Raw genomic sequence first — 26,337 nt, forward strand, 5'->3', positions numbered from 1 at the left:
GCTTAACGCCCGAGCATCGTTTCAGGACGCACGATCCGATCAAAAGTTTCCGAATCCACCAGCCCCAGCGCCAGGCCTGCTTGTTTCAACGTCAGCCCTTGCTCGTGGGCGTGCTTGGCGATCTTGGCAGCATTGTCATAACCGATTTCCGGGGCGAGCGCGGTGACCAGCATCAAGGAGCGGCTGACGAGATCGGCGATGCGTGCGCGATCCGGCTCCATGCCGTCCACGGTCCGTTCGGCGAAACTCTCCATCCCCACGCTCAGCAGATCGATCGAGCGCAGCACATTGGCACCGATCAGAGGCTTGAACACGTTCAACTCCAGATGCCCCTGCATCCCGCCGATCGTGACCGCCTGATGATTACCGATCACTTGCGCGGCCACCATCGTGAGCATCTCGCATTGGGTGGGGTTCACCTTGCCGGGCATGATCGAGCTGCCGGGCTCATTGGCCGGCAGGATCAATTCGCCAATGCCCGAGCGCGGGCCGGATCCGAGCAGGCGGATATCGTTGGCGATCTTGGTGAGCGCCACCGCCAGCGTGTTCAGCGTACCGGAAAGATGCACCAAAGGGTCGTTTGACGCCAAGGCCTCGAACTTGTTTTCCGCGGTGACGAAGGGCAGGCCGGTGAGGCTGGCGATTTCGGCGGCGAAGTCTTCACCGAACCCCGCGGGCGCATTCAGCCCGGTGCCCACCGCAGTGCCCCCCTGCGCAAGCTGCATCATGCCGTGCATCACGGCGGGATCGATCCGGTTGCGGCTGCGATAAAGCTGGTGGGCATAGCCGGAGAATTCCTGGCCCAGTGTCAGCGGCGTCGCATCCTGCAAATGCGTGCGGCCGATCTTCACGATATCCTCCCAAGCCTGCGACTTGGCTTCTAGCGCGCTGCGGAGCCGTTCGAGCGCTGGAAAAAGCTGATCGGTCGCGGCGCGCGCGGCGGCGATGTGTAGCGCGGTCGGGAAACTGTCGTTGGAGGATTGGCTCATATTGACGTGATCATTGGGATGTACCGGCGCTTTGCCGCCGCGCGTGCCGGCCAGCATTTCATTGGCGCGCCCGGCGATCACCTCGTTCACGTTCATGTTGGATTGGGTGCCGGAGCCGGTCTGCCAGATCACCAGCGGGAATTGATCGTCCAGCGCGCCCGAGACGATTTCGGCGGCGGCGGATTCGATGGCGTCGGCGATTTCGGGGGCCAGGCCATGTTTGCGATTCACCCGCGCCGCCGCCTGCTTCACCAAAGCCAGCGCATGGACGATGCCAATCGGCATCCGTTCCTGCGCAGCGAACGGGAAATTCTCGATCGACCGCTGGGTCTGTGCGCCCCAATAGACGTCCGACGCCACGTCGATCGGGCCGATGCTGTCGGTTTCAGTGCGGGTGTGAGTCATATCGCTCCATCGTCACCCTGAACTGATTTCAGGGTCCGTTTCAAAGTCCCGACCATCAGCGTGGCGACACAATGGATGCTGAAACAAGTTCAGCATGACGGCGGGTTTGTCGGCTAAAAACGCAAAAAGCCACCGTTCGGGGTGACGTCCCTAGCGAACCGTCATTTCTTGCGGCCGAAATCCACCGTCACCACGTTCGAACCGTCTTCGGCGGTGACCACCGGGCCGTCATTCTCCGCGCGATCGGGCTCGGCATGGTCGTCTTCGCCCTGCGCCTGGAATTGCAGCGCGAAATTGACGGCGGGATCGACGAAGCCGGTGACCGCGGAAAAAGGAATCACCAGATGCGCCGGAATCTGGTTGAAGCTCAGCTTCACCTCGAAACCATCGTCATTCACCTTCAGATCCCAGAATTTATTCTGGAGCACGATCGTCATCTCGTCCGGAAAGCGCTGGCTTAGATGCGTGGGGATCGCCACGCCGGGCGCGCCGGTCTTGAAGGTGATGTAGAAATGATGTTCGCCCGGAAGCCCGCCGGTGACCGCGATCTGCCCCAGCACGCGACCGACCACGGCGCGCAGCGCTTCCTGGACGATCTCGTCATAGGGAATCAGGCTGTCAGGGGCGTCTTCGCTCATGTCGGCCTAGGTGAACGTATGCGCCGTGCGGGTCAAGACATTGCGCCAGCTTTCCGGCGCGCTATAGGAGCCGCCATGCGCACCGCCACGATCAGCCGCAAGACCAAGGAAACCTCGATCGACGTTTCCCTGAACCTCGATGGAACCGGAATTTATTCGGTCTCCACGGGCATTGGTTTCCTCGATCACATGCTTGAGCAGCTTTCACGCCATTCTCTCATCGATCTCGATGTGAAGATTGCGGGGGATCTGCACATCGATCAGCATCACACGACCGAGGATTCGGGGATCGCGATCGGCGAGGCGTTCAGCCAGGCGCTGGGCGACCGGCGCGGGATCACGCGATTCGGCGCGGCCTATTCGCCGATGGACGAGACTCTGACCCGCGTGGCAATCGACATTTCGGGACGTCCCTTCCTCGTCTGGAAGGCGGCGTTCAGCCAGCCGCGGCTGGGCGAGATGGATACCGAATTGTTCGAACACTGGTTTCATGCGTTCACGGGATCGGCCGGCATCACGCTGCATGTCGAGAATCTCTACGGCCGCAACAATCATCACATCATCGAAAGCGCGTTCAAGGGGCTGGCCCGCGCGTTGCGTCAGGCGATCGAGATCGATCCGCGCAAGGCGGATAGCATCCCCTCGACCAAGGGCACGCTGGGCGGCGCTGGCACGGATGTCTGATAACATCGCGCTGATCGATTATGGCGCGGGCAATCTCCATTCGGTCCATAATGCGCTGAAAGCGGCGGGAGCCAGTGCGATTGACGTCACCGCCGATCCCGCAATCGTTCGCCGCGCGGGACGGATCGTGTTGCCCGGCGTCGGCGCCTTCGCTGCCTGCGCCAATGCGTTGCGCGCGATTTCGGGCATGACTGATGCGCTCGATGCGGCCGTGATCGAGGGCGGCACGCCCTTCCTCGGTATCTGCGTCGGAATGCAGCTCATGGCGGGCGAGGGCGAGGAACATGGCGCGCATCCCGGCCTTGGCTGGATCGCCGGACGCGTGACCGCGCTGCAGTCGCATGATCCCGCAGTCAAGATTCCGCATATGGGCTGGAACGATGTCGTGCCCGCCGTCGATCATCCGCTGATCGCGCCTGGCGAAGCCTATTTCCTGCACAGTTTCGCCTATGAAGGCACCGACATCCTGGCAGTCACCGATCATGGCGGCCCCGTGACCGCCGCGATCGGCCGTGCGAACATGCTGGGTGTTCAGTTTCATCCCGAAAAGAGCCAGCGTTACGGGCTCGATTTCCTTGCCCGTTTTCTGGAGTGGCGGCCATGAGCCTTATCGTTTTCCCGGCCATCGATCTGAAGGCCGGTCAGGTCGTGCGTCTTGCCGAAGGCGATATGGAACGCGCGACCGTTTATGGGGATGATCCCGCCGCACAGGCGATGCTGTTTGCCGAGGCGGGGGCCGAATACCTTCATGTCGTCGATCTGGACGGTGCCTTTGCGGGCGCTTCGGTCAATGGCGAAGCGGTGAAGGCCATCGTGGCGCGTTTTCCCGGCCATGTGCAATTGGGTGGCGGCATCCGCAACCGTGAGGCGATCGAGGGCTGGTTCGATCTGGGTGTGGCGCGCGTCGTGATCGGCACGGCGGCGCTCAAGGATCCCGATTTCGTGAAAGCGGCGGCACAAGACTTTCCCGGTGGCATCGTCGTCGCCGTGGATGCGCGCGATGGCATGGTGGCGACCGAGGGCTGGGCCGATGTGTCCGATGTGACCGTCACGGATATGGCGCGGCGCTTCGAGGATGCGGGCGTGGCGGCATTGCTGTTTACCGATGTGGGCCGCGATGGATTGCTCAAGGGCTGCAATGTGCAGGCCACGGTCGATCTGGCGCGTGCCACCGATATTCCGGTGATCGCCAGCGGCGGCGTGGCGGGCATCGGCGATATCCATATGCTCTCGATCCACGCGCGCGACGGAATCGAAGGCGTGATCACGGGCCGGGCGCTGTATGACGGGCGGCTGGATCTGGCGGCAGCGCTGGCAGTGGCGGCGCAGTGAGGGGCTACCAGAATCCGTTTGTGTCGAGCGCAGTCGAAACACGTTCCGATGTTTCCCCACGTCCCTCGACTACGCTCGGGGCAAACGGTTTATTCAACGGCATAGTCCAATGACCGTCCGCGCGCGGATCATCCCCTGCCTCGACGTCCGTGACGGGCGCGTGGTGAAGGGTGTCAATTTCGTCGATCTGCGCGATGCCGGCGATCCGGTGGAGGCGGCGCGGGCCTATGATGCGGCGGGGGCGGACGAGCTTTGCTTTCTCGATATCTCGGCCACGCATGAAGGTCGCGGCACCTTGCTCGATATGGTGCGGCGCACCGCGGAAGTGTGTTTCATGCCGCTCACCGTGGGCGGCGGCGTGCGCACGCCCGATGATGCCCGCGCTTTGCTGCTGGCGGGGGCGGACAAGGTGGCGGTGAACAGCGCCGCCGTCGCGCGGCCTGAACTGGTGGCGGATATGGCGGCGCGTTTCGGCAGCCAGTGCGTGGTCGCCTCGGTGGACGCGCGCAAGGTGGCCGAGGGGCGTTGGGAGATCTTCACCCATGGCGGCCGCCGCGAAACCGGAATCGATGCGGTGGAACATGCGATCCGACTGGCCGATCTGGGCGCGGGCGAATTGCTGGTCACTTCGATGGATCGCGATGGCACGCGCGACGGCTATGATCTGGTGCTCACGCGCACGATCGCCGATGCGGTGTCCGTTCCAGTGGTCGCCAGCGGCGGGGTGGGCAAGCTGGGCCATCTGGTGGAAGGCATATTGCAGGGCCATGCCAGTGCGGTGCTGGCCGCCTCCATTTTCCATTTCGGGGAGGCGAGCATCGGCGATGCGCATGGCGCGCTCGCCGATGCCGGCATCGCGGTCAGGGTTCCCGTCGCCCGCTGATGGTTAATGTCGGCGCGGCTTACATTAACCAGAATATCGTTTCGGGCATTAACTATCGATGCGGTCCCAGATCGGCGAATCTGGTGATACTGGCAGGGCGCTTGCGTAGCGCCCGGGCATGACCGCCTTTGCGGTTGCGTTATCGGGGTAAGGGCATGGGCATGGTCAAAGCGTGGCATATGATCGCGGCCGCAGCACTGGCGGTCTCGATGATCGCCCTATTGGGCCATGCCGAATGGTGGAACGCCGAACAGCTTTCCGAACATGGCAATCTCAGCCTGTTCGTGGCGGGTATCGCCGGGGTTGCGATCGGCCGCCGCTCCAGCCGCATCCGCCGCAGCCACAAGCCCGATACAAGCGCTTGACGCTCCCCGGTCACCCGCGGCACATGGCGCGATGGCCGGAACACTCGAAACGCTGCAATCCACGATCCGCGACCGCCGTTCAGGCGATCCCGCATCCTCCTATGTTGCCAGGCTGACCGCCAAGGGCCGCGCCAAGATCGCGCAGAAATTGGGTGAGGAGGCGGTGGAAACCGTGATCGCCGCGATGGAGGGCGATCGCGCGGGCGTCACATCAGAGGCGGCCGATCTGCTGTTTCACCTGGGCGTGCTGCTGGCGGACATGGATCTCGGCTTCGAAGACGTGTTTGCCGAGCTGGAGCGCCGCGAAGGCGTGTCCGGACTGGATGAAAAAGCCGCCAGGCCACAGGATTGAAGCCATGCCGATCGATGCCACCCAGCCTTATGACGACCAAAATATCTTTGCGAAGATCCTGCGCGGGGATATCCCCAACAGCACCGTGTATGAAGACGCTTTCGCATTGGCCTTTCACGACATCAATCCGCAGGCGCCGCATCATATCCTGGTGATCCCCAAGGGGGCCTATGTATCCTGGGACGATTTCTCCGCGCGCGCCGATGATGCAGAGATCGCGGGCTTCGTCCGTGCGGTGGGCAACGTCGCCCGCGAGGCCGGTATGGTCGCGCCGGGATACCGGTTGCTCGCCAATATCGGACAGGACGGGCATCAGGAAGTGCCGCACCTCCACGTCCACATCTTTGCGGGTAGACCGCTTGGCCCGATGCTGGCGCGATAGGGGATTGCGCTCCTCCACATAGCGGCTAGGTTCCCCGCATCACAGTTCGCGGGCAGGCGGCAACCGCCCCCGCGCACCAAGGGGAAATCATAGATGATATTCGGGCGCATCAAGCCACTCGACGCCATTTTAGCCACCGCCGAGAAAAAATCACTGACCCGCTCTCTGGGCGCATTCCAGCTTACCATGCTGGGCATCGGTGCCGTGATCGGCACCGGCATCTTCGTTCTGACCGCAGAGGCCGCGCAAAAAGCCGGGCCAGGCATGATGCTGTCGTTCATCATCGCCGGCTTCGTCTGCGCCGTCGCCGCGCTCTGCTACGCCGAAATGGCCGCGATGGTCCCCGTATCGGGTTCCGCTTATACCTATAGCTATGCCGTGATGGGCGAGCTTATCGCATGGATGGTCGGCTGGGCGCTGATCCTGGAATATGCGGTGGCGGCGGGCGCGGTTTCGGTGGGCTGGTCCGGCTATGTGGTCGGCCTGCTCGAAAACGCATTTTCGATCGATATTCCCGATCTGCTGGTGCGCGGCCCTTATGATGGCGGGATCGTCAATCTGCCCGCCATGGCGATTGCGGGCCTGGTCACCTGGCTTCTGGTAATCGGCACCAAGGAAAGTGCGGCGGTCAATGCGGTGCTGGTGGCGATCAAGGTCGCCGCGCTGACATTGTTCATCATCCTGGCAGTGCCGGTGATGAAGATGGAGAATTTCACGCCCTTCTCGCCTTTGGGCTTTGCGGGCGTCTCGGCGGCTGCAGCGTCGATCTTCTTTGCTTATGTCGGTTTCGACGCGGTTTCGACTGCAGCCGAGGAAACCAAGAATCCGCAGCGCAACATGCCGATCGGCCTGATCGGCTCGCTCGCCATCTGCACCATCTTCTATATCCTCGTCGCGGCCGGCGTGATCGGCAGCGTGGGCGCACAGCCGATGCTCGGCCCCGATGGCGCAGCGCTGCCTCCCGGCAGCACCCAATTGGCGCAGGCTTGCGCCAACAGCATCGCATCCACCGGCCACGACGCCGTGGTCTGTTCCAAGGAAGCACTGGCCTGGACGCTGCGCGAAATCGGCTGGCCCCAGATCGGCAATCTGATCGGCCTGGCCGCTGGCCTTGCGCTGCCGTCGGTCATCCTGATGATGATGTTCGGCCAGACCCGCATTTTCTTCGTGATGAGCCGCGATGGTCTGCTCCCCGCGGTCTTTTCCAAGATCCACCCCAAATTCCATACGCCGCATGTGATCACGATCCTGACCGGCATCTTCGTGGCGATGTTCGCGGCCTTCTTCCCGGTCGGCAAATTGGCGGATATTTCCAACAGCGGCACGCTGTTCGCCTTTGCCGCCGTGTCGATCGCGGTGCTGGTGCTGCGTCGCACCGATCCAAGCCGCAAGCGTCCTTTCCGGACCCCGGCGATCATGATCACTGCGCCGATCGCGGTGGCGGGCTGCATCTATCTGTTTTTCAGCCTCGGCACGGAAACCAAGCTGATGTTCGTCGGCTGGGCTGCCATCGGCCTCGTGGTCTATTTCCTCTATGGCTATCGCAAGAGCCATGTCGGTCTGGGCCATGTCGAAGTGCATGAGACGGATACCGACGCGCCGCCGCAGCCGGTGCCGCCCGTACCCGATCTCTGATCGCGCGCGACAAGCGCAAAGAAAAAGGGGAGGCGTCGGCCTCCCCTTTTTTGTGTCCGTCAGAGGGCCGGAGTCAGCCGAAGCGCTGGGCGATGACGGCCTTCAGATCGGCCTCGGGTCGCGCGCCATAATGGGAGATGATCTCCGCGGCGCAGATCGCGCCCATGGTCAGACTGTCCTCGACCGAACGGTCCTGCGCCTGACCGGCCAGGAAACCGGCCGCGAAGAGATCGCCCGCGCCCGTGGTATCGACCACGGCGTCGATCGGCTCGGCGGGCACGGCGAAACGCGCGCCATCCTTCACCGCGATCGCGCCCTGCTCCGAACGGGTGACCACCAGCAGCGGCACCTGCGCTGCGATCCGGCTTACGGCGGCCTCGAAATCGTCCAATTCGGTGAGCGACAGGATTTCGGCTTCATTGGCGAACAGGATATCCACATCGCCATCCGCGATCAGCTTCAGGAAATCGCCGCGATGGCGCGAGATGCAGAATGTGTCGGACAGGGTGAAAGCCACCTTGCGGCCCGCGCCGCGCGCGATCGCGATCGCCTCCCGCATCGCACCGCGGGGCTCTTCGGGATCCCAGAGATAGCCTTCGAGATAGAGGATCGCCCCGCTGGCGATCATGGTCTTGTCCAGCGCGGCGGCGGGCAGGAATTGCGATGCGCCGAGAAAGGTGTTCATCGTGCGCTGGCCATCGGGGGTGACGAGGATCAGGCAGCGCGCGGTGGGCGGTTCGGCTTCGATCCGTGCTTCGGTGGTGAAGGTCACCCCCAGCGCGCGAATGTCATGGGCGAATACATTGCCGAGCTGGTCCTTGGCGACCTGGCCGATGAAGCCGCATGTGCCGCCAAGCGCCGCGATGCCAGCGACCGTATTGGCGGCCGATCCGCCACTGGCTTCGATGCCCGCCGCCATCTTGGCATAGAGCGCTTCGGCCTCTTCGGTGGTGAAGAGCAATTGCATCGAGCCCTTGTTCAGCCCCTCCTGCGCGATAAAGGCGTCGTCGGCCTTGGCGATGACGTCGACGATGGCGTTGCCGATGGCGACGATATCATAAGTGGCTGCGCTCAAATGCTGGCTCCTCGCATATCTGGATATGATCGCCGCCTAGTGCGCAAGGGCGGTGGGCGCAACCGGGCGATTGACGTCCGGGCGGCGGGCGCGCAATCACGGGCGGATGATCCGTGCCTTCTTCCTCTCCCTCGGCCAGCTTTCCGATCCTGCGATCCTGAAGGTGCTGGCCAAGGTCATCGCCCTCACCCTGCTCATCTTCATCCTGCTCGGCGCCTTGCTCTGGTTCGGGGTGTCACGCTGGATCGGCACCGATTTCTGGGCGGGAGAAAGCGATTTGTACGGATTGGCGGCGTTGACCGGGCTGGCCGTGTTCGGCGGCACCTGGCTGTTTTTCCGCGCGGTCGCGGTGGCGGTGATGGGGCTGTTCGCCGATGGCGTGGTCGCCGCGGTGGAGCGGCGGCATTATCCGGCGGTGGCTTCGGACGCACGCAATCCTTCCATGTCATTGTCACTGCGCATGGGGCTGGCGTCAATGCTGCGCGCGATCCTGTTCAATCTGCTCGCGCTGCCGCTCTATGTGTTGCTGCTGGTGACGGGCGTGGGCACGATCGCCCTGTTCGCATTGGTCAATGCGTTGCTGCTGGGCCGCGATCTGGGGGAGATGGTCGCGGTGCGCCATATGGATGCCGGGGCGGTCCGGGGCTGGCTTGAGACGACCCGCACGCAAAGGCTGGTCCTCGGGCTTGTGGTGACCGGCCTGTTTGTGGTTCCGTTCGTCAACCTGCTCGCGCCCGTGATCGGCGCGGCGATGGCGACGCATCTGTACCACGGGAAACGCATATGAAAGCCGTATTGTTCACCCTCTCCACCGCGCTGTTGCTGGCGGGCTGCGGCAGCAATGGGCCGCGGCCGCAAGCCGCGGCGCGCGCGCCCGATCCGATCGTGCCGCGCAAGGTGAGCCGCGGTGGCGCGCAGGATGCCGTGATCGGACGCGATGCGCGGGCGCTGACGGGCCTGTTCGGTCGTCCGGCTCAGGATGTGCGCGAGGCCAATGGCCGCAAACTGCAGTTCGGCAATGGCGTGTGTGTGCTCGACGCCTATCTCTATGCACGCAAAAGCGGGGCGGAGCCGGTGGTGACCTATGTCGATACGCGCAAGCCCGATGGCGCGGATGTGGACCGGGCGAGTTGCGTGGCGGCTTTGGCGCGGTAGGGAATACTGAAAATATCCGTTTGTCCCGAGCGCAGTCGAGGGACGTAGCGCTTGGTCCTGAGTGTCTCGACTGCGCTCGGGACAAACGGATATTTTGAGCATTTTCCGTTAATCCAATCGCGCCAGCGCCCAGCCTGCCGCCTCGCTAACCACATCGGACTCATCCTCCAGCAACGGCTCCAGCCGCGCGCGCAGTGACCGGTCCCCGCTGTTCCCCGCAGCGATGGCGGCATTGCGGACCATGCGGTTCCGCCCGATCCGCTTGATCGGCGATCCTGCGAACACCTGCCGGAAACCGGCGTCGTCGAGCGCGAGAATATCGCCGATTGCCGGTGCGGTCAGCTCGGCGCGCGGGGCGAAGGCGAGGTTTGCCGCGGCCTTGACCGCGAATTTGTTCCAGGGGCAGACCGCCAGGCAATCGTCGCAGCCATAGATGCGATTGCCGATCGCTTCCCGAAATTCCAGCGGGATCGGCCCTTTCAACTCGATCGTGAGATAGGAAATGCAGCGCCGTGCATCGACCCGATAGGGCGCGGGAAAGGCATCCGTGGGGCAGGCGCGCTGACAGGCGTCGCACGATCCGCAATTGTCCCGTCCCGGCTCATCGGGTTCGAGGTCGAGTGTGGTGTAAATCGATCCCAGGAACAGCCAACTCCCGTGATCGCGGCTCACCAGATTGCTGTGTTTACCCTGCCAGCCCAGCCCGGCCGCTTCGGCCAGCGGCTTTTCCATGACCGGCGCGGTATCCACGAACACCTTCAGATCGCCGCCCGCTTGCCCCACCAGCCAGCGCGCAAGCTCCTTCAGCTTGCGCTTCAGGATATCGTGATAATCGCCGCCCTGCGCATAGACCGAGATGCGCCCGATCCCGCCTTCCTTCTCCAGCGCAAGCGGATCCACTGCGGGCGCATAGCTCAGTCCCAGCATGATGACCGAGCGGACTTGGGGCCAGAGCCCCGCCGGGCTGCCGCGCTGGCCCGCGCGTTCCTCCATCCAGATCATCTCCCCATGGCAGCCCTCGTCCAGCCACTGGTTGAGCCGTACCGCGCTGAGCGGAGCCGCATCGGCGGGCGCGATCCGGCAATCGGCAAAGCCGATGCGGCGCGCTTCCTGCTTGAGTGCAGTGGAGAGAGAGGGGGATGGCGTGTTTGTCATTCCGAAATCTATTGTTACTAGGATCGGCCGGTCATGTCGCGGCTGAGAGCATCGGAAACCAGTTTCATGCAAGCGTATCTGTGTAGCCGGGGCGTCGATGGCGGATGATCTGGTGGTCCGGGCCTCCGGACTCTGCAAATATTTCGGCGACCGGCTGGTGGTCGACGGCGTCGATCTGGAGGTGCCGCAGGGCCGCATCTATGGCGTGCTCGGCCCCAATGGCGCGGGCAAGACGACCACGCTGCGGATGCTGCTGGGCATATTGGAGCCTGATCGCGGATCGCGCACCATCTTCGGCCATGCCAATCCCCGCGCCGTGGGGGACAGGATCGGTTATCTGCCTGAGGAGCGCGGGCTCTATCCGGCGATGAAATGTCGGGAAGCGATCGCCTTCATGGGCGCGCTGCGCGGTCTGGACTGGAAGGAAGGGCGTGCACGCGCCGGCGATCTGCTGGAGGCGGCGGGACTGGGCCATGCGGTGGACGACAAGATCCGCAAACTTTCCAAAGGGATGGCACAGCTCGTGCAATTGCTGGGCTCCATCGTCCACCGGCCCGATCTGATCGTGCTCGATGAGCCCTTTTCGGGGCTGGACCCCGTGAATCAGGAGCGGCTGGAAGCGCTGATCCGCGCCGAACAGGAGCGCGGCGCGACGATCGTCTTTTCAACCCATGTGATGGCTCATGCAGAGCGGCTATGCGACCGGCTGGCGATCATCGCGGGCGGCAGGAGACGCTTCGAAGGCACGGTGGACGATGCTCGCGCGAAGCTGCCGATGCACGCGCTATATACGCCGCGCGTAGCGGGCAATGGCCTGGCGGCTCTGCTTCCGGCCGATGCGGTGCCGGCGGGGGACGGGTTTCGCTTCCTGTTGCCCGCAGACGGGATCGAGCCGGTGCTGGAGCGCGTGATGAAAGGCGGGCATGGTATTGCCGGCCTTTCGATCGAGCGGCCCAGTCTGCATGATGCGTTCGTGCGCATCGTTGGCCGGGACAATATGGGGGATGTGGAATGAAGCGCCTTGTCCGCCAGACGCTGGTCATCGCGCGCCGCGATTTTATCGCGACGGTGTTCACGCCCACCTTCCTGCTATTCCTGCTGGCGCCGTTTTTCATGATCGGTTTCGCGACGATCGGCGGCCTGGGCGCACGCCAGATGGTGACCAGCACCAAAGGCAATGTCTCGATCCTGTTCATCGCCAATGCCGCCGATGGCGCTAAGATCGCGGCTGTCGATGGGCAGTTGCGCAAGAGTTTCAGCATGGCGGAGCGCCCGGCCGATCTGATGATCATCAAGCCCGATGGCCGCGGCGAAGCGCAGGCGCGCGCGCTGTTCGCGCAGGGCAAGCATGATGTCTATGCCGTCGCCTTCGGGCCGCTGGAACGGCTGACGATCCTTCGAAGCGGCGGCAGCGATCGGTCCGCCGCCTATCTGGCCGAACTGGCCGAGCAGGTGCTGCGCGATGGCAAGGCAGGTCTCGCGACGGGACAGCGGCTCACCGACTCCCGCGTGATCCCGATCGAACGCGAGACGCCCACCCAGGGCGGACGGCAAGGCATCGGCTTTGCCGCAGTGTTCATCATCTTCTTCCTCACGCTGCTGCTGGCGGGCCAGGCCGTGGGGATGCTGGCCGAGGAAAAGGGCAATAAGGTGATTGAGATCCTCGCCGCCGCCGTGCCGCTCGAATCGGTGTTCCTCGGCAAATTGATCGGCATGTTCGGCGTGGCTTTGCTGTTCGTGGCGTTCTGGGGATTGCTCGCGACGCAGGGGCTGAATTATTTTCCCACCAATGGCCTTTCGCTCGCCACGCTGCAGCCTGCGATCGGCCTCCCGCTGTTTTTCGTGTTCGGCGCGGCCTATTTCACCATGGCCTATCTGCTGCTCGGTGCCGTGTTTCTCGGCGTCGGCGCGCAGGCGTCCACGGTGCGCGAAATCCAGATGCTGTCGCTGCCGATCACCATCTTCCAGGTCGCGATGTTCGGCCTTTCCTCCTCCGCCGCCTCGCAGCCCGGCACCGATATGGCGCTGTTTGCGGAAATCTTCCCGTTCAGCAGCCCCTTCTCCATGGCTGCACGCGGGGCGACCGATCCCCGCATCTGGCCGCATCTGCTGGCGCTGGGCTGGCAATTGACCTGGGTGGCGCTCACCATCTTCGTCGCCGCACGGATGTTTCGCAGGGGCGTGCTGAAATCAGGGTCGGGTGGATTGAAAAGGCTATTTGGCAGGCAGAAATCCGTCCCGGCCGCGGGGTTGGAGCCGCGCAGTTGACACTCATGTAAATAGTGGCATTCTGCAACTGACTCGAAGCGCCGGACACAGGCGCGACAGTTCCAGGAGACACTTATGGCCACGCTTGCTCCCGCGCCCGACGCCGTCGTTGCGCATGATCCGCTCGATGTCAGCCGTGCCGCGCTGTATCGGGATCATCTGTGGGAAGAGCCGTTCCGCCGGCTGCGGGCCGAAGCGCCAATCTATCGCTGCGAGGATTCGACCTTCGGACCCTATTGGTCGGTTTCGACCTATAAGCCGATCGTCCATGTCGAATCCTTGCCGGAGCTTTATTCCTCATCCTGGGAATATGGCGGGATCACGCTGGCTGATCCGGTGGATCAGGCGAGCGAATTCATCATGCCGATGTTCATTGCGATGGACCGGCCCAAGCACACCGATCAGCGCCGCACGGTCGCGCCGGCCTTTACGCCGAGTGAGATGACAAGGCTGAGCGAATCGATGCGGGCGCGGACGTCTGCCCTGCTGGATGAGTTGCCGATAGGCCAGCACTTCGATTGGGTGGATCGCGTTTCGGTCGAGCTGACCACGCAAATGCTGGCGATCCTGTTCGATTTCCCCTGGGAAGACCGGCGCAAGCTGCCTTATTGGTCTGACTGGGCGGGCAATATCGAGTTGGTGCACAATGAGGAGACGCGCAAGCAGCGGCTCGAAATCCTCTTCGAAATGGGCAGCTATTTCCAGACATTGTGGAATGCACGCGCCCATGCCGCCCCCGCGCCCGATCTCATTTCGATGATGATCCATTCCGAAGCGATGAGCGGGATGAGTCAGAATGAATTCATGGGCAATCTCGTGCTGCTGATCGTGGGCGGCAATGACACCACGCGCAACACCATGAGCGGGCTGGTCTATGGCCTCGACAAATTTCCCGACGAGCGCGCGAAGCTGGAGGCCGATCCGGGCCTCATCGCGAATACGGCGTCGGAAGCGATCCGTTGGCAGACGCCGCTGGCGCACATGCGTCGCACCGCGACCGCCGATGCCGATCTGTTTGGCCACCCAATCGCCAAGGGCGATAAATTGGCGCTCTGGTATATCTCGGGCAATCGCGACGAAAGCGTGTTTGCGGATGCGGACCGTTTCAAGGTGGACCGCGACAATGCGCGGCGGCATCTGGCTTTCGGCTATGGCATCCATCGCTGTGTCGGGGCGCGGCTGGCCGAATTGCAGATCACGATTCTCCTGGCGGAAATGGCCAAGCGCCGGATGCGCGTGAATGTTCTGGAGGAACCGCAGCGCGTCGCCGCCTGTTTCGTGAACGGCTATACCGCGATGCCGGTGGAGATCACCCGCTATTGATGGCATATCCGCTTTTGCCGGGCAGCGCATGTCCGGGCGTCAGGAGTTTGCAGGATGAGCGTCAATCGCCGCACATTGATCACCACCGCCGCACTGGGCACGGGCGTGGCAGGTTTTCTCGGTTTGCGCTTGCTGACCGCGTCGGAGCCGGCCGCGGCCAAGAATTTCGAGATCAATTATAGCGATGCCGAATGGCAGAAGCGGCTGTCGCCGGCGCAATATAAGGTTTTGCGCAAGGCCGAGACCGAATATCCGGGCACAAGCCCGTTGAACAAGGAAAAGCGCAAGGGCATCTTCGCCTGCGCAGGCTGTGCGCTGCCGCTGTTTTCATCCACCACGAAATTCGAAAGCGGCACGGGCTGGCCCAGTTTTTTTCGGCCGCTCAACAATGCCGTGGCCACCAGCATGGATCGCTCGATGATGTCGGTGCGCACCGAAGTGCATTGCCGCCGCTGCGGCGGGCATCTGGGGCATGTTTTCGACGATGGACCAAAGCCCACCGGCAAACGCTATTGCATGAACGGTGTGGCGATGACCTTCGTGCCGGGCCAGGCGTAAGCCGCGCCTGCTCCATTTGCCTTATCGATTCGGTTTCGCGCGTTCGATACGGCCATCGAGCCAGCGTGCCGCGGATTCGGGGCTTTGCTTGTCCGCATCGCGATCGACCTGGTAATTCGCCTCGCGCATGGCTTCCACCGGGATGGCGTCGATCAGCGGCCAGAGCGCATCGAGGAGCGTGGAATCCCGGCTGACATGGGGCGAGACCAGCAGCACGGCGTCATAGCCGGGAAGCGCCCCCCTTGGGTCGGCCAGCACCTTCAAATTCATCGCCGCAATCCGCCCGTCTGACGAGAAGGCGGAGATCGCATCGGCCTGCCGGCTCTCCAGCGCGCGATACATGAACGTGGGGCTGTAAGCACGAGAGGCGGCGAAGCGGAGGCCATAAGCGCTTTTGAGCGCGGCCCATTCGGGACGTTCGAGAAATTCGAGATCGCTGCCTAGGGTCATCCCCGGCGCGGCGCGCCCCAGATCGTCCAGCGTCTCCAGCTTCAGCCGTGCCGCATCGTCGCCGCGCACCGCAATGGCATAGGCATTTTCGAAACCCAGCGGCCCCATCATGGTCACGCGGTGCGCGCCCGCCGCCCAGTTTTTGAGAGCAGCCAGCATGGCGGCGCGGGACGGGGTATCAGACCGCTTCATCTCATTGGCCCATAATGTCCCCGAATAATCGACGTAAACGTGGATATCGCCCGCCGCGAGCGCGCGGAAGATGACCGCCGACCCGAGTCCCTCGCGATATTGGACCGCATAGCCCGCGCGCTCCAGCCGCTGGCCGATCAGACGGGCGAGGATATATTGCTCGGAGAAATTCTTGGCACCGATCACCACGGTTTTTTGCGATGCGGGATTGACGGCAAGCGAAGGGAGCGCCGCGGCGAGTATCCCGATCGCGATTGACGCCAGCCCGATCCAGACAAGGATCTTGTGTCGCCTGGCAATCCCGAACGCGACGAGTCCGAGCAGAGCATCCACCGCAAGCGCGAGCGCCGCAGAGGCGATGCAGCCGGTGAGCACCAGCGTCCAATCCTGCGTCTGGAGACCGGCGAAGATCAGATCGCCAAGACTCGGCTGGCCGACGGTGGTGGCGAGCGTCGCCGCGCCGATCGTCCAGACGGCGGCGGTGCGGATGCCGGCCATCATCACCGGCGCGGCAAGGGGCGCTTCGACGAGGCGGAGTTTCTGTCCCGCGGTCATGCCCACGCCGTCCGCCGCCTCGATCAGCGCGGGATCCAGGCCGGTCAGCCCCGTCACCGCGTTGCGCAGGATGGGGAGGATGGCATAAAGCGTGAGTGCAAGCAGCGAGGGCAGAAAGCCGAGCGCCGGGATGCCGCCGCCCACCAGCGCAGACAGCGCGAGCAGCATGGGATAGAAAAGGGCAAGCAGCGCCAGCGCGGGGATCGTCTGGATCAGGCTTGCCGCGCCCAGCGCGGCGCGTGCCAATGCCGGCCGGCGGGATGCGGCGACCGCGAGCGGCAGGCTGATCGCCAGACCCAGCAGCAATGCCGCGGCGGAGAGCAGCACATGCGAGGCCAGCAGATCGGGCAGCCGGGCGAGCGCGCCGGTCATGCGCCGTGCTCCAGCCGCAGCAGGCGTTCGGCTTGGGCGCGGGGCACGGCGACGAGCGCATCCGCCGCACGTCCCGCTTTACCTGTCAGCACGTCATGCGGCGTGGCATCGGCCACGATCCGTCCGGCCTGCATCACCAGCAAGCGGTCCGCGAGCAGCAACGCCTCCGCCATGTCATGCGTCACCATGATCGTGGTCAGCGCCAGCCGGTCATGCAGCGCGCGATAGGCGGTGCCGATCTGATCGCGGGTAACGGGATCGAGCGCGCCGAACGGCTCGTCCATCAGCATCAGTTGCGGTGCCAGCGCCAGCGCGCGCGCGACGCCGACGCGCTGGCGCTGGCCGCCGGAGAGCGCATCCGGCATTCGTGCGGCATGATCGCGCGGCAGATCGACCAGATCGAGCAATTCGGCAACGCGATCTCCTTGATCCTGGCTTTCGAGCCGCAGGCCGATCGCGATATTTTCCGCCACGGTCATGTGCGGAAACAGCCCGATCGACTGGAACACATAGCCGATCCGGCGGCGCAGGACGTGGGGCGCCATCGCATCCGCCCTGGCCTCGCCGATCAGGACAGCGCCCGAATCGGGTTCCACCAGCCGGTTGATCATCTTGAGCAGGGTCGATTTGCCCGATCCCGACGTACCGACCAGCGCCACGAAGCTGCCGGACGCGATCGCCAGGCTGACCGAATCGACCGCCAGGGCTCCCGCATAGGATTTGGACACACCTTCGAAGTGGATTGCGGAAACCTTCATGCGCGCACCTTATGCACAGAATTGGCCGACGTCATTTCCGCTTTCACAGGGAAAGCGGACGTGGTTTGGTCAAAAAAATAAAAAGAGGGTCAGCACGATGCGCAAGGCGATTTTCATTACGGGGGGCGGTTCGGGAATCGGGCGGGCGACGGCGCAGCTTTTCGCGGCGCGCGACTGGTTCGTGGGTGTAGCGGACGTGGATGCGGCGGGGATGGCGGGGACTATGGCGCTGCTGCCGGCCGGGCAGGCGAGTATGCACCGGATGGACGTGACCGATCGGGGCCAATGGGCGTCCGCATTGTCCGATTTCGTGATGGTCAGCGGCGGGCGGCTGGACGTGCTATTCAACAATGCGGGGATCGGATCGGGCGGACCGCTGGCACAAACCGATTTCGCCGAATTGGATCGGGTGGTGGCGATCAATTTCATGGGCGTGCTGAATGGCGCGCGGATCGGCCATGCCTATCTTGCGAAAACGCCAGGATCGTGTCTGCTCAACACGGCTTCGGCCAGCGCCATTTACGGCTCTTCCGGTCTGGCCACCTATTCGGCCACCAAATTCGCGGTGCGCGCGCTGACCGAGGCGCTGGACGGCGAATGGTTTGGCGATGGCATCAAGGTGCGCGCGATCGTGCCGAGCTTCATCGAGACGCCGCTGTTGAACGCCAGCCCCGTCGGGTCGAACGAGACTATCCGCGATCGCGTAACCGCCGCCGGACTCGAACTGACGCCGGTCGATCAGGTCGCCGAAGCCGCCTGGGCGGCTGTGCATGGCGAGACCATCCACACCTATGTCGGCAAGACCGCGCATCGTATGGCCGTTGCCGCACGCTGGCTGCCGGGCAAATTGCGCAAGATGGGGCGGCGGGGTGTGACCCGGAAAACGCCTGCTTGAAATCCCCTAATCCACCAGCGCGTCGATCGCTTCGGCCATCTCGATATCCCGCTCCGAGAGGCCGCCGGCATCATGCGTGGTGAGCAGGATTTCGACGCGATTATACACGTTGGACCATTCGGGATGATGATCAGCCGATTCGGCGAGCAGCGCTACGCGGGTCATGAAGGCGAAGGCTTCGGAAAAGTCGACGAAGGTGAAGATGCGCGTGATCGAATCGCGCGCTTCGTCATGATCCCAGTCGGGCAGGCCGTCCAGCGCATCGGCGCGTTCGGCTTCGCTCAATTGATCGACCATGGCTTGCTTCCCCTTCACTGGCGCATATCGCACAATTTGCCTATGTCGCAGCGATGACGGGGACAGGTCAACCGCGGCGTTACGCGCCCACCGCCGCCGAGATCGAGGCGCTGGCGCGTGACGCCATGGCGCGCTTGCCGGAGGAATTCCGCGCGCTGCTATCCGGCGTGCTGCTGATCGTCGAGGATTTTGCGGAGGGCGCGATCCTCATGGACATGGGGATAGAGGATCCGTTCGAGCTGACCGGCCTCTATAGCGGCCGCCCGATCGGGGAGCCCGTCGCCACGGGAGACATGCCCGCCACCATCCACCTCTACCGTCGTCCTTTGCTCGATGAATGGGTCGATACCGGCGTGTCGCTGGAGGCGCTGATCACGCATGTGCTGATCCACGAGGTCGGCCATCATATCGGGCTTTCGGACGACGATATGCACGCGCTGGAAGATCAGGCCGGGTGAGTGGCATCCGGTTTCACGATGTAGGCTGTATCCGCGGCGGGCGCCTGCTGTTCGAAGGGCTGAGCTTTGCGCTGACGCCGGGGGAGGCCGGCCTGGTCACTGGTCCCAATGGCGTGGGCAAATCCAGCCTGTTGCGGCTCGCGGCCGGTTTGCTGGAGCCGCGCGCGGGGGTGATCGCGCGGACCGACCGTGTGGCGCTGGCGGACGAGAATGCCGCGCTGGACCGGGAAGCGACGCTCGGCGCGGCGCTCGGTTTCTGGGCCGGCTTCGAGGGCGGCGATGTGGCGCGCGGGCTGGATGCCATGGGGCTCGCGCATCTGGCGGCGATCCCCGTGCGGATGCTTTCCACCGGGCAACGCAAGCGCGCGACGCTGGCGCGGGTGATCGCGGGCAATGCGCCGATCTGGCTGCTGGATGAGCCGGGCAACGGACTGGATGCGGACTCGCTGGCGCGGCTTGAGACGGCGATCGCGGCGCACCGGGCGGGCGGCGGGATCGTGCTGGCAGCCTCGCATCAGCCGCTGGGCATGGCGGGGGCAATATTGCTGGACATCAAGCCGTTCGTTCCGAGCGCCGTCGAAGGACGTGGAGGCGAAGACAAGCCTGTCTCGACTACGCTCGATACAAACGGATATTTTGACGCATGAACGCTATGCTGCTCATCATCCGGCGCGATCTGGCGGCCAGCTTCCGCGCAGGCGGCGCTTTGCTCCCCGTCGCGTTCTTTCTGCTGGTCGCGACGCTCTTTCCCTTTGCCGTGGGGCCAGACGCCCAATTGCTCGCGCGCACGGGCGGCGGGGTGCTGTGGGTCGCCGCTTTGCTGGCGGCGCTGTTGCCGGTGGAGCGGGTGATCGCGCCCGATCGCGATTCGGGGGTGCTGGATCAGATTGCGCTGCGCGGCGTGAGCGACGAGATGCTCGCGCTGGCCAAAATGATCGCGCACTGGCTGGGCTTCGGCCCGCCGCTGATGATCGCCACCTTGCCCGCCGCTGCCCTGCTCAATCTCTCCGGCGAGACGCTGGGGCGGCTTGAGGCGGGTCTGGCGATCGGCACGCCGGGGCTGGCCGCGCTGGGGGTGATCATCAGCGCGATCACGGCGGGGCTGCGCGGTGCGGGGGCGTTGGCTGGATTGCTGATGCTGCCACTCGCGGTGCCGCTCGTCATCTTCGGCGCAGGATCGCTCGGCGAATTCGGCGGGGGCGGACTGAAGCTGCTCGCGGCTTCCAGCCTGTTGCTGGTCGCGATCGCGCCCTTTGCGGCGGGCGCTGCGATCAGGGCCGGGCGGGAATAATTATTGCCGCCAGCGTGCGAAGATCGCGGTGGGCAGCAGCAGCCCGCGGCGTTCCTCGCGCACCGCGAGTTCGCCGGCTTCCACGTCACCGGGCAGATCAGCCATCGCCTGCTTCATCAATTCGCCGATCGCGAGCGCAGACATGCGCACCGCGTAGACGGTGAGGAAGCAAAAGCGGGAATTCTCGTCGAGCAGCCCGCGGCAGCTCGCGATCAGGCCCGGCAGACCTTCTTCCAGTTTCCAGATCTCGCCTTCGGGGCCGCGGCCATATTTGGGCGGATCAAGCAATATGCCGTCATAGCGGCGGCCGCGACGGACCTCGCGGGCGGCGAATTTGGCGGCATCGTCCACGATCCAGCGCACCGGCTTTTCCGCCATGCCGGAGAGCTTGGCATTGGCGCGTGCGGCCTCGACCGATTTCTTCGAGGCGTCGACATGGACCAGTTCGCCGCCCTTCGCGGCCATCGCCAGCGTGCCGACCCCGGTATAGCCGAACAAATTCATGATCGATGGGGTTTCCATCCCCTCGGTCCGTTCGCGCATCCAGCTCCAGACGGGGCTCATATCCGGGAAAAAGCCGAGATGGCGGAAGGGGGTGCATTGGGCAGTGAAGTTCACCTGATCCCAGGTCAGCGGCCAGCCTTCGCGCGGCACCTCGCGGTGGAATTCCCAGCGGCCACCACCGTCTTCGTCCGATCCGGGCACGAATTCGCCATCCGCATCCCAATCCTCGGAGGCGGGCGCCCACATCGCCTGCGGCTCGGGCCGGATGAAGCGGAAACCGCCATAGCGTTCCAGCTTGCGGCCATGGCCCGAATCGATGAGGCCATAATCGGCCCAGGGTTCGGCGATCAGGGTGGAAAGGATCATGCCTTGGGCGTGGCGCGCTCGCCGATCCAGGCGGTCACGGCCTCGAGCGTCGCGGGCAGCACGGTGAAGCGCTCCTCGCGCTCGAACAGCGAACCGATGCGGGAGGGGATGGGCGGGCGCATACCGGTGGCGCGCTCCACTGCATCACGGAATTTGGCGGGATGCGCGGTCGCGAGCGTGACGATGGGCACGTCAGCGGGCAGATCCTCCGCACGCGCGGCGGCGGCAAGGCCGATGGCGGTATGCGGATCGATGATCTGGCCGGCGCGCTCGCTCGCCCAGCGCATCGCCATCTGCATGTCATCCGCGTCGATGCGTTCACTGGTGAAAAGGCCGGCCGCGCCTTCGCGCTGCGCATTGGTGAGTTGCAGCGCGCGATGGGCTTCGAATTCGCGCATCGATTCGCCCATGGCAAAGCCGTTACGCCCGCCCAGATCGAACAGCAGACGCTCGAAATTGGAGCTGACCTGGATATCCATCGACGGCGTCGCCGTGGCCACTACGGTCCCTTGCGAATAATCGCCGGTGGAAAGCGCGCGGTGCAGGATGTCATTGACGTTGGTCGCCACGATCAGCCGCTCGACCGGCAGACCCATGCGCGCAGCCACATAGCCAGCAAACACATCGCCGAAATTGCCGGTGGGAACGGCGAAAGCCACCTTGCGGCCCGGTGCACCCAGGCGGACGGCGGCGTAGAAATAATAGACCACCTGCGCCATCAGCCGCGCCCAATTGATCGAATTGACCGCGGAGAGCGTGAAGCGCGAGGAAAAATCCCTGTCTGCGAACATCGCCTTCACCAGCGCCTGCGCCTGATCGAAATCACCCTTGATCGCGATGTTGTGGACGTTGGGGGCCAGCACGGTCGTCATTTGCCGGCGCTGCACATCGGAGACGCGGCCTTCGGGATGGAGCATGAAGATATCCACCTTGGCACGGCCCGCCAAGGCGTCGATCGCCGCCGATCCGGTATCGCCCGACGTCGCACCGACTACGGTCAGGTGCGTATCGCGGCCGGAGAGGAATTTTTCGAAGAGCAGCCCGACAAGCTGCAGCGCGACATCCTTGAACGCGAGCGTGGGGCCGTGGAACAGCTCGAGCAGCCAGTGGCGGTGATCGATCTGGACAAGTGGCGTCACGGCGTCATGCGCGAAGCGGCCATAGGCTTCGGTGCACAGCGCGCGCAGTTCGTCTTCGGTCAGCGACGTTCCGATGAATGGCATCATCACCCGCACCGCGGTCTCCACATAGGAAAGCCCCGCCATGTCCGCGATCTCGCGCTCCGAGAAGGACGGCCAATGTTCGGGAATATAAAGCCCGCCATCGGATGCGAGCCCTGCCAGCGTGACCGCCTCGAAATCGAGCGCCGGTGCGCTCCCCCTGGTGCTGATATATTTCATGTCGTGCCGGGGATTAGCGACGCTTGGCCGCCCCCGCAAGGCTATGCGCCGCCGCGGCGTTTCAGTGCAATCGCATAGATGATCCCGGCGATCCCGGCGAACAGGAACCATTGCACCGCATAGGCGAGATGATTGTTGGGAATATCGCCCACGCCGGGCGGCTGGGTCGGCTCCAGTCCGGGTGCGGGTGCGGCGGAAATCAGCAGGGCGCGCGCCACCGGGGGTGTGGAAAACAGACGCCCCAGCAGGCTGCCGTGTTCGGGTTCGGAGGCGATCCAGCCACTGACGGGGCCGCCCGTCCAGGAAGGTTTGAAAGCGGGATCCTGCGTGACGCCCAGATCGACCAGCAGCCCCGGACCTTCAGCACCGGTGCGGCAGCTTGCGATCTGGCGGTAACCGGTGCCCCCCGAAAGCGCGCGGCCGCCCTCTATGCGCCAGCCCGTGACTTCGAGGCAGGTGGCGGCTGACCTGCGGAACATGGCTTCATCGGGCACAGGTGCCATCGCGGGAAACGCCATTTCCGGCTTTCGCAGATTGGCGGCATAAAGCGCGAGCAGCGCTTCCTTCTCGCCTTTGCGCTGGATCTGCCACACGCCCATGGCGATCATGATGGCCATCGCCAGCCCGACGAGAATGGTGGGGATGAGGGGAATGCGCTTCATGGCACCAGCCGGCCTTCGCGCGCGCGATTTCTGTATTCCAGTGTGATCAGTGCGGCTTTCGCGACGCGAAGCAGGGCAATCACGAGGACAGCGCTGACGGGAACCCAGATCAGGATATGGATCCAGAAGGGCGGCTCGCTCGAAAGCTGGAGCATCACCGCGCCGAGGGTGACCAGGGCACCAACGATCAGGATCAGGAAAGCGGCGGGGCCGTCTCCCACGTTGAACTGGCCGAAATCGAGATGGCAGGCAGAACAGCGCGGCGCGAAACCCAGCAGGCTGGCATAGAGGGTCTTCGCGCCACAGCGCGGGCAAAGGCCCCCGAACGCCGCCTGCGCGGTGCCGGGAGCCTTATGCAGATCGTTCATCAACCGTGGACCGGTGCGCCCCAGCCGCCCCAGACATAGATGGCAATGAAGAGGAACAGCCACACCACGTCGACAAAGTGCCAATACCAGGCGGCGGCTTCGAAGCCGAAATGCTGCCGCGGGGTGAAATGGCCCTTATAGGTGCGTACCAGGCAGACGATCAGGAAGATCGTGCCGATGATCACATGGAAGCCATGGAAACCCGTCGCCATGTAAAAAGCCGAAGTATAGTTCAGGCCTTTGAAGGCGAAGGGCGCATGAGCATATTCATAGGCCTGAATGCCGGAAAACAGCAGGCCGAGAATGATTGTCAGCCAGAGACCTTTTTTCAGGCCATCACGATCGCCGTGGATCAGCGCGTGATGCGCCCAGGTGATCGTGGTGCCCGAGCAGAGCAGGATCAGCGTGTTGAGCAAAGGCAGCGAGAAGGCATCGATGACATGCAGACCCTTGGCAGGGAATTGCGCGACAACGCCGGCCTGGCCGGTGAGATTCTCGACCTGTCCATCCACCACCTGAAGCGCGACGGGGAAGAGCGAGAAATCGAAAAAGGCCCAGAACCAGCCGACGAAGAACATCACTTCGGAAGCGATGAACAGGATCATGCCATAGCGCAGGTGGAGCGAGACCACGGGGGTGTGATCACCCGCATGAGCTTCCTTCACCACATCGGCCCACCAGCTATAGAAGGTGAACAGCACGCCTGCGAGGCCCATCAGGAAGATCCAGCCGCCGCCATTGGCCTGATCAGCCGCCACATGGCTGCCGTGCATCCACATCACGCCGCCAGCGGCCATCGCCAGCGCCGAAAAGGATCCGATCAACGGCCACGCGCTCGGCGGCAGGATATGATAGTCGTGGTTCTTTGCTCCGGCCATCTTGGCTTCCCTTACCCTTGTTTGTTCAAGTCCCTAACCTCAACCTTTTTCCGGGTCTACCGGGAAGAAGGTGTAGGAGAGGGTGATTTCGCTGATATCGTTCGCATCCGGATCGTTCAGGATCGCGGGATCGACGAAGAAGATAACCGGCATACGGACTTCTTCGCCGGGCTTGAGCGTCTGTTCGGTAAAACAGAAGCACTCGATCTTGGTGAAATATTTGCCGGCCTGAGACGGGCTGACATTATAGCTGGCGATGCCCTTGACTGGTTCGTCGGACAGATTCTTCGCGCGGAAAAACGCCATGTCCCGCGCCCCGATCGTGATCGTCTCGCGATGCTTTTCGGGCGTGAACTCCCAGGGGAGATCGGGCCGGTGATTCGCGTCGAAGCGGATCGAGATGGTCTTGCCCGCAACCGCACCGGGAACGGCCGAAGCGTCGGCGCGCTGGGTGGTGCCGCCAAAGCCCGTTACTTTGCAGAACATGTCGTAAAGCGGAACCGACGCATAGCCGAGGCACACCATGCCCACCACCATCATCGCGGCGGACAAGGCCGTCCGCCGCTTGGCGCGGTCCAGATCCGTGGCGACCGGGGTCGTCATGATCCGGCGGCAATCTTGGCGATGGAGATGCCATAGATCAGCAGCACGAATGCGCCGAGCATCAGGGCGACGATCAGCGCGCGCGACTTCTGGCGCTTGCGGACGATCTGTTCTTCCTGAGGTGTCATAGGGCCATCATCCAGTGATCGGCGAGGAGAATGCCGAAGAGAAGAAAGAGATAGAGGATCGAAAAGGCAAAGAGCCGCTTTTCGGGCTTCATGCCGTCGTCCTCGACTGCGGTGCGGATGCCCACCTTCGCCGCGAGATAGAGGAACCACGCGGTCAGCACGGCGGCGGTGACGCCATAGAGATTGCCGGTCAGCCCCATCGCCCAGGGCGCGATCGCCGCCGCCGCCATGGGGATGCTGTAGAGGAAGATCTGGCGGCGCGTGGTGCGTTCGCCTGCAACGACCGGCAGCATCGGGATGCCCGCGGCGGCGTAGTCGGGGCGAACCCACAAGGCCAGTGCCCAGAAATGCGGCGGGGTCCACAGGAAGATGATCAGGAACAGCAGCACCGGCAGCGGCGCGACATGGCCCGTGGCCGCGATCCAGCCGATCAGCGGCGGAAAGGCGCCGGCAGCACCGCCGATTACGATGTTCTGCGGCGTGCGCGGCTTCAGCCACATGGTATAGATGATCACATAGAACAGGATCGATCCGGCGAGCATGACGGCGGCGAACCAATTGGTCGCAAAGCCCATCAGCAGCACGGAGAAAAACGAGAGGCCAACGCCGAAATGCAGCGCGGATTGCCGGTCCATCCGGCCGGCGGGCAGAGGCCGCTTTTCGGTGCGCTTCATCAGTGCGTCGATATCGGCCTCATACCATTGATTGAGCGCGCCCGATGCACCCGCGGCCAGCGCGATGCAAAGGATCGCCGTAAAGCCCAGCACCGGATTGATCCCGCCGGGTGCCACCAGCATTCCGCACAGCCCGGTGAACACGACCAGTCGCATGACGGACGGCTTGGTCAGCGCCAGGAAGTCCCGCCAGTCGGCGGGAAGGATGTTCGGTGTTGTGGCGACGTTGCTGGCCATGATCATTTCACTTCAAATCCGTCGGTCCCGAGCCTGTCGAAGGACCGTCT

The 26,337-nt window shown here is 63.8% G+C and carries 33 protein-coding genes; 18 read left to right on the top strand and 15 right to left on the bottom strand.

Annotation, left to right across the window (positions count from 1 at the left end):
• Positions 1-2: 2 nt before the first annotated feature.
• Both fumC and FHS49_RS00760 read right to left on the bottom strand, forming a co-directional pair.
• On the bottom strand, positions 3-1,394 hold the full coding sequence (fumC, locus tag FHS49_RS00755) for a class II fumarate hydratase (RefSeq protein WP_184014412.1): 1,392 nt from the start codon (positions 1,392-1,394) through the stop codon (positions 3-5).
• 161 nt (positions 1,395-1,555) lie between these two features.
• Complete coding sequence (locus FHS49_RS00760; protein WP_184014413.1) at positions 1,556-2,032, bottom strand: SspB family protein; 477 nt, start codon at positions 2,030-2,032, stop codon at positions 1,556-1,558.
• Positions 2,033-2,107: 75 nt separating this feature from the next.
• Here FHS49_RS00760 and hisB point away from each other — a divergent pair, with 75 nt between their 5' ends.
• From hisB to FHS49_RS00800, 8 genes are all read left to right on the top strand, one after another.
• Positions 2,108-2,716, top strand: a complete 609-nt coding sequence (gene hisB, locus FHS49_RS00765; RefSeq protein ID WP_184014414.1) for an imidazoleglycerol-phosphate dehydratase HisB — start codon at positions 2,108-2,110, stop codon at positions 2,714-2,716.
• Entirely contained in the window at positions 2,709-3,320 is a 612-nt protein-coding gene (hisH, locus tag FHS49_RS00770) for an imidazole glycerol phosphate synthase subunit HisH (protein WP_184014415.1), read from the top strand. Before hisB ends, hisH begins: the two co-directional genes overlap by 8 nt.
• A complete protein-coding gene (gene hisA / locus FHS49_RS00775; RefSeq protein ID WP_184014416.1) occupies positions 3,317-4,048 on the top strand; it encodes a 1-(5-phosphoribosyl)-5-[(5-phosphoribosylamino)methylideneamino]imidazole-4-carboxamide isomerase in 732 nt (243 codons plus the stop codon). Before hisH ends, hisA begins: the two co-directional genes overlap by 4 nt.
• 109 nt (positions 4,049-4,157) lie before the next feature.
• On the top strand, positions 4,158-4,931 hold the full coding sequence (gene hisF, locus FHS49_RS00780; RefSeq protein ID WP_184014417.1) for an imidazole glycerol phosphate synthase subunit HisF: 774 nt from the start codon (positions 4,158-4,160) through the stop codon (positions 4,929-4,931).
• 155 nt (positions 4,932-5,086) lie between these two features.
• Positions 5,087-5,296 (top strand): hypothetical protein, encoded by a 210-nt coding sequence (locus FHS49_RS00785; protein ID WP_184014418.1) that lies wholly within the window; start codon positions 5,087-5,089, stop codon positions 5,294-5,296.
• 31 nt (positions 5,297-5,327) lie between these two features.
• Positions 5,328-5,648, top strand: coding sequence for a phosphoribosyl-ATP diphosphatase (locus FHS49_RS00790; RefSeq protein ID WP_184014419.1), 321 nt, complete (start codon positions 5,328-5,330; stop codon positions 5,646-5,648).
• A gap of 4 nt (positions 5,649-5,652) precedes the next feature.
• The gene (locus tag FHS49_RS00795) at positions 5,653-6,030 is read left to right on the top strand and encodes a histidine triad nucleotide-binding protein (protein WP_184014420.1); all 378 of its coding nucleotides are present in this window, start codon (positions 5,653-5,655) and stop codon (positions 6,028-6,030) included.
• Positions 6,031-6,123: 93 nt separating this feature from the next.
• Positions 6,124-7,665 (top strand): amino acid permease, encoded by a 1,542-nt coding sequence (locus FHS49_RS00800; protein WP_184014421.1) that lies wholly within the window; start codon positions 6,124-6,126, stop codon positions 7,663-7,665.
• Between the two features lie 73 nt (positions 7,666-7,738).
• Here FHS49_RS00800 and FHS49_RS00805 read toward each other — a convergent pair whose 3' ends face one another.
• On the bottom strand, positions 7,739-8,740 hold the full coding sequence (locus FHS49_RS00805) for an adenosine kinase (protein ID WP_184014422.1): 1,002 nt from the start codon (positions 8,738-8,740) through the stop codon (positions 7,739-7,741).
• Positions 8,741-8,846: 106 nt separating this feature from the next.
• On the opposite strand from FHS49_RS00805, the gene FHS49_RS00810 reads away from it, so the two are divergent.
• Together FHS49_RS00810 and FHS49_RS00815 are read left to right on the top strand one after the other, a co-directional pair.
• Complete coding sequence (locus FHS49_RS00810) at positions 8,847-9,527, top strand: EI24 domain-containing protein (RefSeq protein ID WP_184014423.1); 681 nt, start codon at positions 8,847-8,849, stop codon at positions 9,525-9,527.
• Positions 9,524-9,895 carry a YajG family lipoprotein gene (locus tag FHS49_RS00815; RefSeq protein ID WP_184014424.1) on the top strand — a complete coding sequence of 124 codons (372 nt, stop codon included), beginning with the start codon at positions 9,524-9,526 and terminating at the stop codon, positions 9,893-9,895. Before FHS49_RS00810 ends, FHS49_RS00815 begins: the two co-directional genes overlap by 4 nt.
• A 108-nt stretch (positions 9,896-10,003) precedes the next feature.
• On the opposite strand, the gene queG is transcribed toward FHS49_RS00815, so the two are convergent.
• Positions 10,004-11,050, bottom strand: coding sequence for a tRNA epoxyqueuosine(34) reductase QueG (gene queG, locus FHS49_RS00820; RefSeq protein WP_184014425.1), 1,047 nt, complete (start codon positions 11,048-11,050; stop codon positions 10,004-10,006).
• Positions 11,051-11,147: 97 nt separating this feature from the next.
• Here queG and FHS49_RS00825 point away from each other — a divergent pair, with 97 nt between their 5' ends.
• From FHS49_RS00825 to msrB, 4 genes are all read left to right on the top strand, one after another.
• On the top strand, positions 11,148-12,065 hold the full coding sequence (locus FHS49_RS00825) for an ABC transporter ATP-binding protein (protein WP_184014426.1): 918 nt from the start codon (positions 11,148-11,150) through the stop codon (positions 12,063-12,065).
• Complete coding sequence (locus FHS49_RS00830; RefSeq protein ID WP_184014427.1) at positions 12,062-13,318, top strand: ABC transporter permease; 1,257 nt, start codon at positions 12,062-12,064, stop codon at positions 13,316-13,318. Before FHS49_RS00825 ends, FHS49_RS00830 begins: the two co-directional genes overlap by 4 nt.
• A 75-nt stretch (positions 13,319-13,393) precedes the next feature.
• Positions 13,394-14,641 carry a cytochrome P450 gene (locus FHS49_RS00835; RefSeq protein WP_184014428.1) on the top strand — a complete coding sequence of 416 codons (1,248 nt, stop codon included), beginning with the start codon at positions 13,394-13,396 and terminating at the stop codon, positions 14,639-14,641.
• Positions 14,642-14,695: 54 nt separating this feature from the next.
• Positions 14,696-15,199, top strand: a complete 504-nt coding sequence (msrB, locus tag FHS49_RS00840) for a peptide-methionine (R)-S-oxide reductase MsrB (RefSeq protein WP_184014429.1) — start codon at positions 14,696-14,698, stop codon at positions 15,197-15,199.
• 21 nt (positions 15,200-15,220) lie between these two features.
• On the opposite strand, the gene FHS49_RS00845 is transcribed toward msrB, so the two are convergent.
• The gene (locus FHS49_RS00845; RefSeq protein ID WP_184014430.1) at positions 15,221-16,768 is read right to left on the bottom strand and encodes an ABC transporter permease/substrate-binding protein; all 1,548 of its coding nucleotides are present in this window, start codon (positions 16,766-16,768) and stop codon (positions 15,221-15,223) included.
• Complete coding sequence (locus tag FHS49_RS00850; protein ID WP_184014431.1) at positions 16,765-17,526, bottom strand: ATP-binding cassette domain-containing protein; 762 nt, start codon at positions 17,524-17,526, stop codon at positions 16,765-16,767. Before FHS49_RS00850 ends, FHS49_RS00845 begins: the two co-directional genes overlap by 4 nt.
• A 97-nt stretch (positions 17,527-17,623) precedes the next feature.
• Here FHS49_RS00850 and FHS49_RS00855 point away from each other — a divergent pair, with 97 nt between their 5' ends.
• Entirely contained in the window at positions 17,624-18,421 is a 798-nt protein-coding gene (locus FHS49_RS00855; RefSeq protein ID WP_184014432.1) for an SDR family oxidoreductase, read from the top strand.
• A gap of 6 nt (positions 18,422-18,427) precedes the next feature.
• Here the strand turns inward: FHS49_RS00855 and FHS49_RS00860 are convergent, their stop codons facing one another.
• Complete coding sequence (locus FHS49_RS00860; RefSeq protein ID WP_184014433.1) at positions 18,428-18,718, bottom strand: 4a-hydroxytetrahydrobiopterin dehydratase; 291 nt, start codon at positions 18,716-18,718, stop codon at positions 18,428-18,430.
• Positions 18,719-18,771: 53 nt separating this feature from the next.
• Here FHS49_RS00860 and FHS49_RS00865 point away from each other — a divergent pair, with 53 nt between their 5' ends.
• The 3 genes from FHS49_RS00865 to ccmB are packed head-to-tail and all read left to right on the top strand — an operon-like array spanning position 18,772 to position 20,467.
• Positions 18,772-19,176, top strand: a complete 405-nt coding sequence (locus FHS49_RS00865; protein ID WP_184014434.1) for a metallopeptidase family protein — start codon at positions 18,772-18,774, stop codon at positions 19,174-19,176.
• The gene (gene ccmA, locus FHS49_RS00870; RefSeq protein ID WP_184016037.1) at positions 19,173-19,823 is read left to right on the top strand and encodes a heme ABC exporter ATP-binding protein CcmA; all 651 of its coding nucleotides are present in this window, start codon (positions 19,173-19,175) and stop codon (positions 19,821-19,823) included. Before FHS49_RS00865 ends, ccmA begins: the two co-directional genes overlap by 4 nt.
• Positions 19,820-20,467, top strand: a complete 648-nt coding sequence (ccmB, locus tag FHS49_RS00875; RefSeq protein WP_184014435.1) for a heme exporter protein CcmB — start codon at positions 19,820-19,822, stop codon at positions 20,465-20,467. The genes ccmA and ccmB overlap by 4 nt, the downstream gene beginning before the upstream one ends.
• Here ccmB and FHS49_RS00880 read toward each other — a convergent pair whose 3' ends face one another.
• From FHS49_RS00880 to FHS49_RS00910, 8 genes are read right to left on the bottom strand one after another with little or no spacing between them, the layout of a single operon-like run.
• A complete protein-coding gene (locus tag FHS49_RS00880; protein ID WP_184014436.1) occupies positions 20,468-21,337 on the bottom strand; it encodes a class I SAM-dependent methyltransferase in 870 nt (289 codons plus the stop codon).
• Positions 21,334-22,737, bottom strand: coding sequence for a threonine synthase (thrC, locus tag FHS49_RS00885; protein ID WP_184014437.1), 1,404 nt, complete (start codon positions 22,735-22,737; stop codon positions 21,334-21,336). Before thrC ends, FHS49_RS00880 begins: the two co-directional genes overlap by 4 nt.
• Before the next feature lie 41 nt (positions 22,738-22,778).
• Positions 22,779-23,399, bottom strand: coding sequence for an SURF1 family cytochrome oxidase biogenesis protein (locus FHS49_RS00890; protein ID WP_184014438.1), 621 nt, complete (start codon positions 23,397-23,399; stop codon positions 22,779-22,781).
• A complete protein-coding gene (locus FHS49_RS00895) occupies positions 23,396-23,767 on the bottom strand; it encodes a DUF983 domain-containing protein (RefSeq protein ID WP_184014439.1) in 372 nt (123 codons plus the stop codon). Before FHS49_RS00895 ends, FHS49_RS00890 begins: the two co-directional genes overlap by 4 nt.
• Positions 23,767-24,645 (bottom strand): cytochrome c oxidase subunit 3, encoded by an 879-nt coding sequence (locus tag FHS49_RS00900; RefSeq protein WP_184014440.1) that lies wholly within the window; start codon positions 24,643-24,645, stop codon positions 23,767-23,769. Before FHS49_RS00900 ends, FHS49_RS00895 begins: the two co-directional genes overlap by 1 nt.
• A 39-nt stretch (positions 24,646-24,684) precedes the next feature.
• The gene (locus FHS49_RS00905) at positions 24,685-25,248 is read right to left on the bottom strand and encodes a cytochrome c oxidase assembly protein (protein WP_184014441.1); all 564 of its coding nucleotides are present in this window, start codon (positions 25,246-25,248) and stop codon (positions 24,685-24,687) included.
• Positions 25,245-25,376 (bottom strand): hypothetical protein, encoded by a 132-nt coding sequence (locus FHS49_RS19785; protein WP_281397015.1) that lies wholly within the window; start codon positions 25,374-25,376, stop codon positions 25,245-25,247. The genes FHS49_RS00905 and FHS49_RS19785 overlap by 4 nt, the downstream gene beginning before the upstream one ends.
• Positions 25,373-26,287: a heme o synthase gene (locus FHS49_RS00910; protein WP_425502651.1), complete on the bottom strand. Its 915-nt coding sequence runs from the start codon at positions 26,285-26,287 to the stop codon at positions 25,373-25,375. The genes FHS49_RS19785 and FHS49_RS00910 overlap by 4 nt, the downstream gene beginning before the upstream one ends.
• Positions 26,288-26,337: the final 50 nt, after the last annotated feature.

Source organism: Sphingobium boeckii (genome assembly GCF_014199215.1).
Lineage (GTDB): Bacteria > Pseudomonadota > Alphaproteobacteria > Sphingomonadales > Sphingomonadaceae > Sphingobium_A > Sphingobium_A boeckii.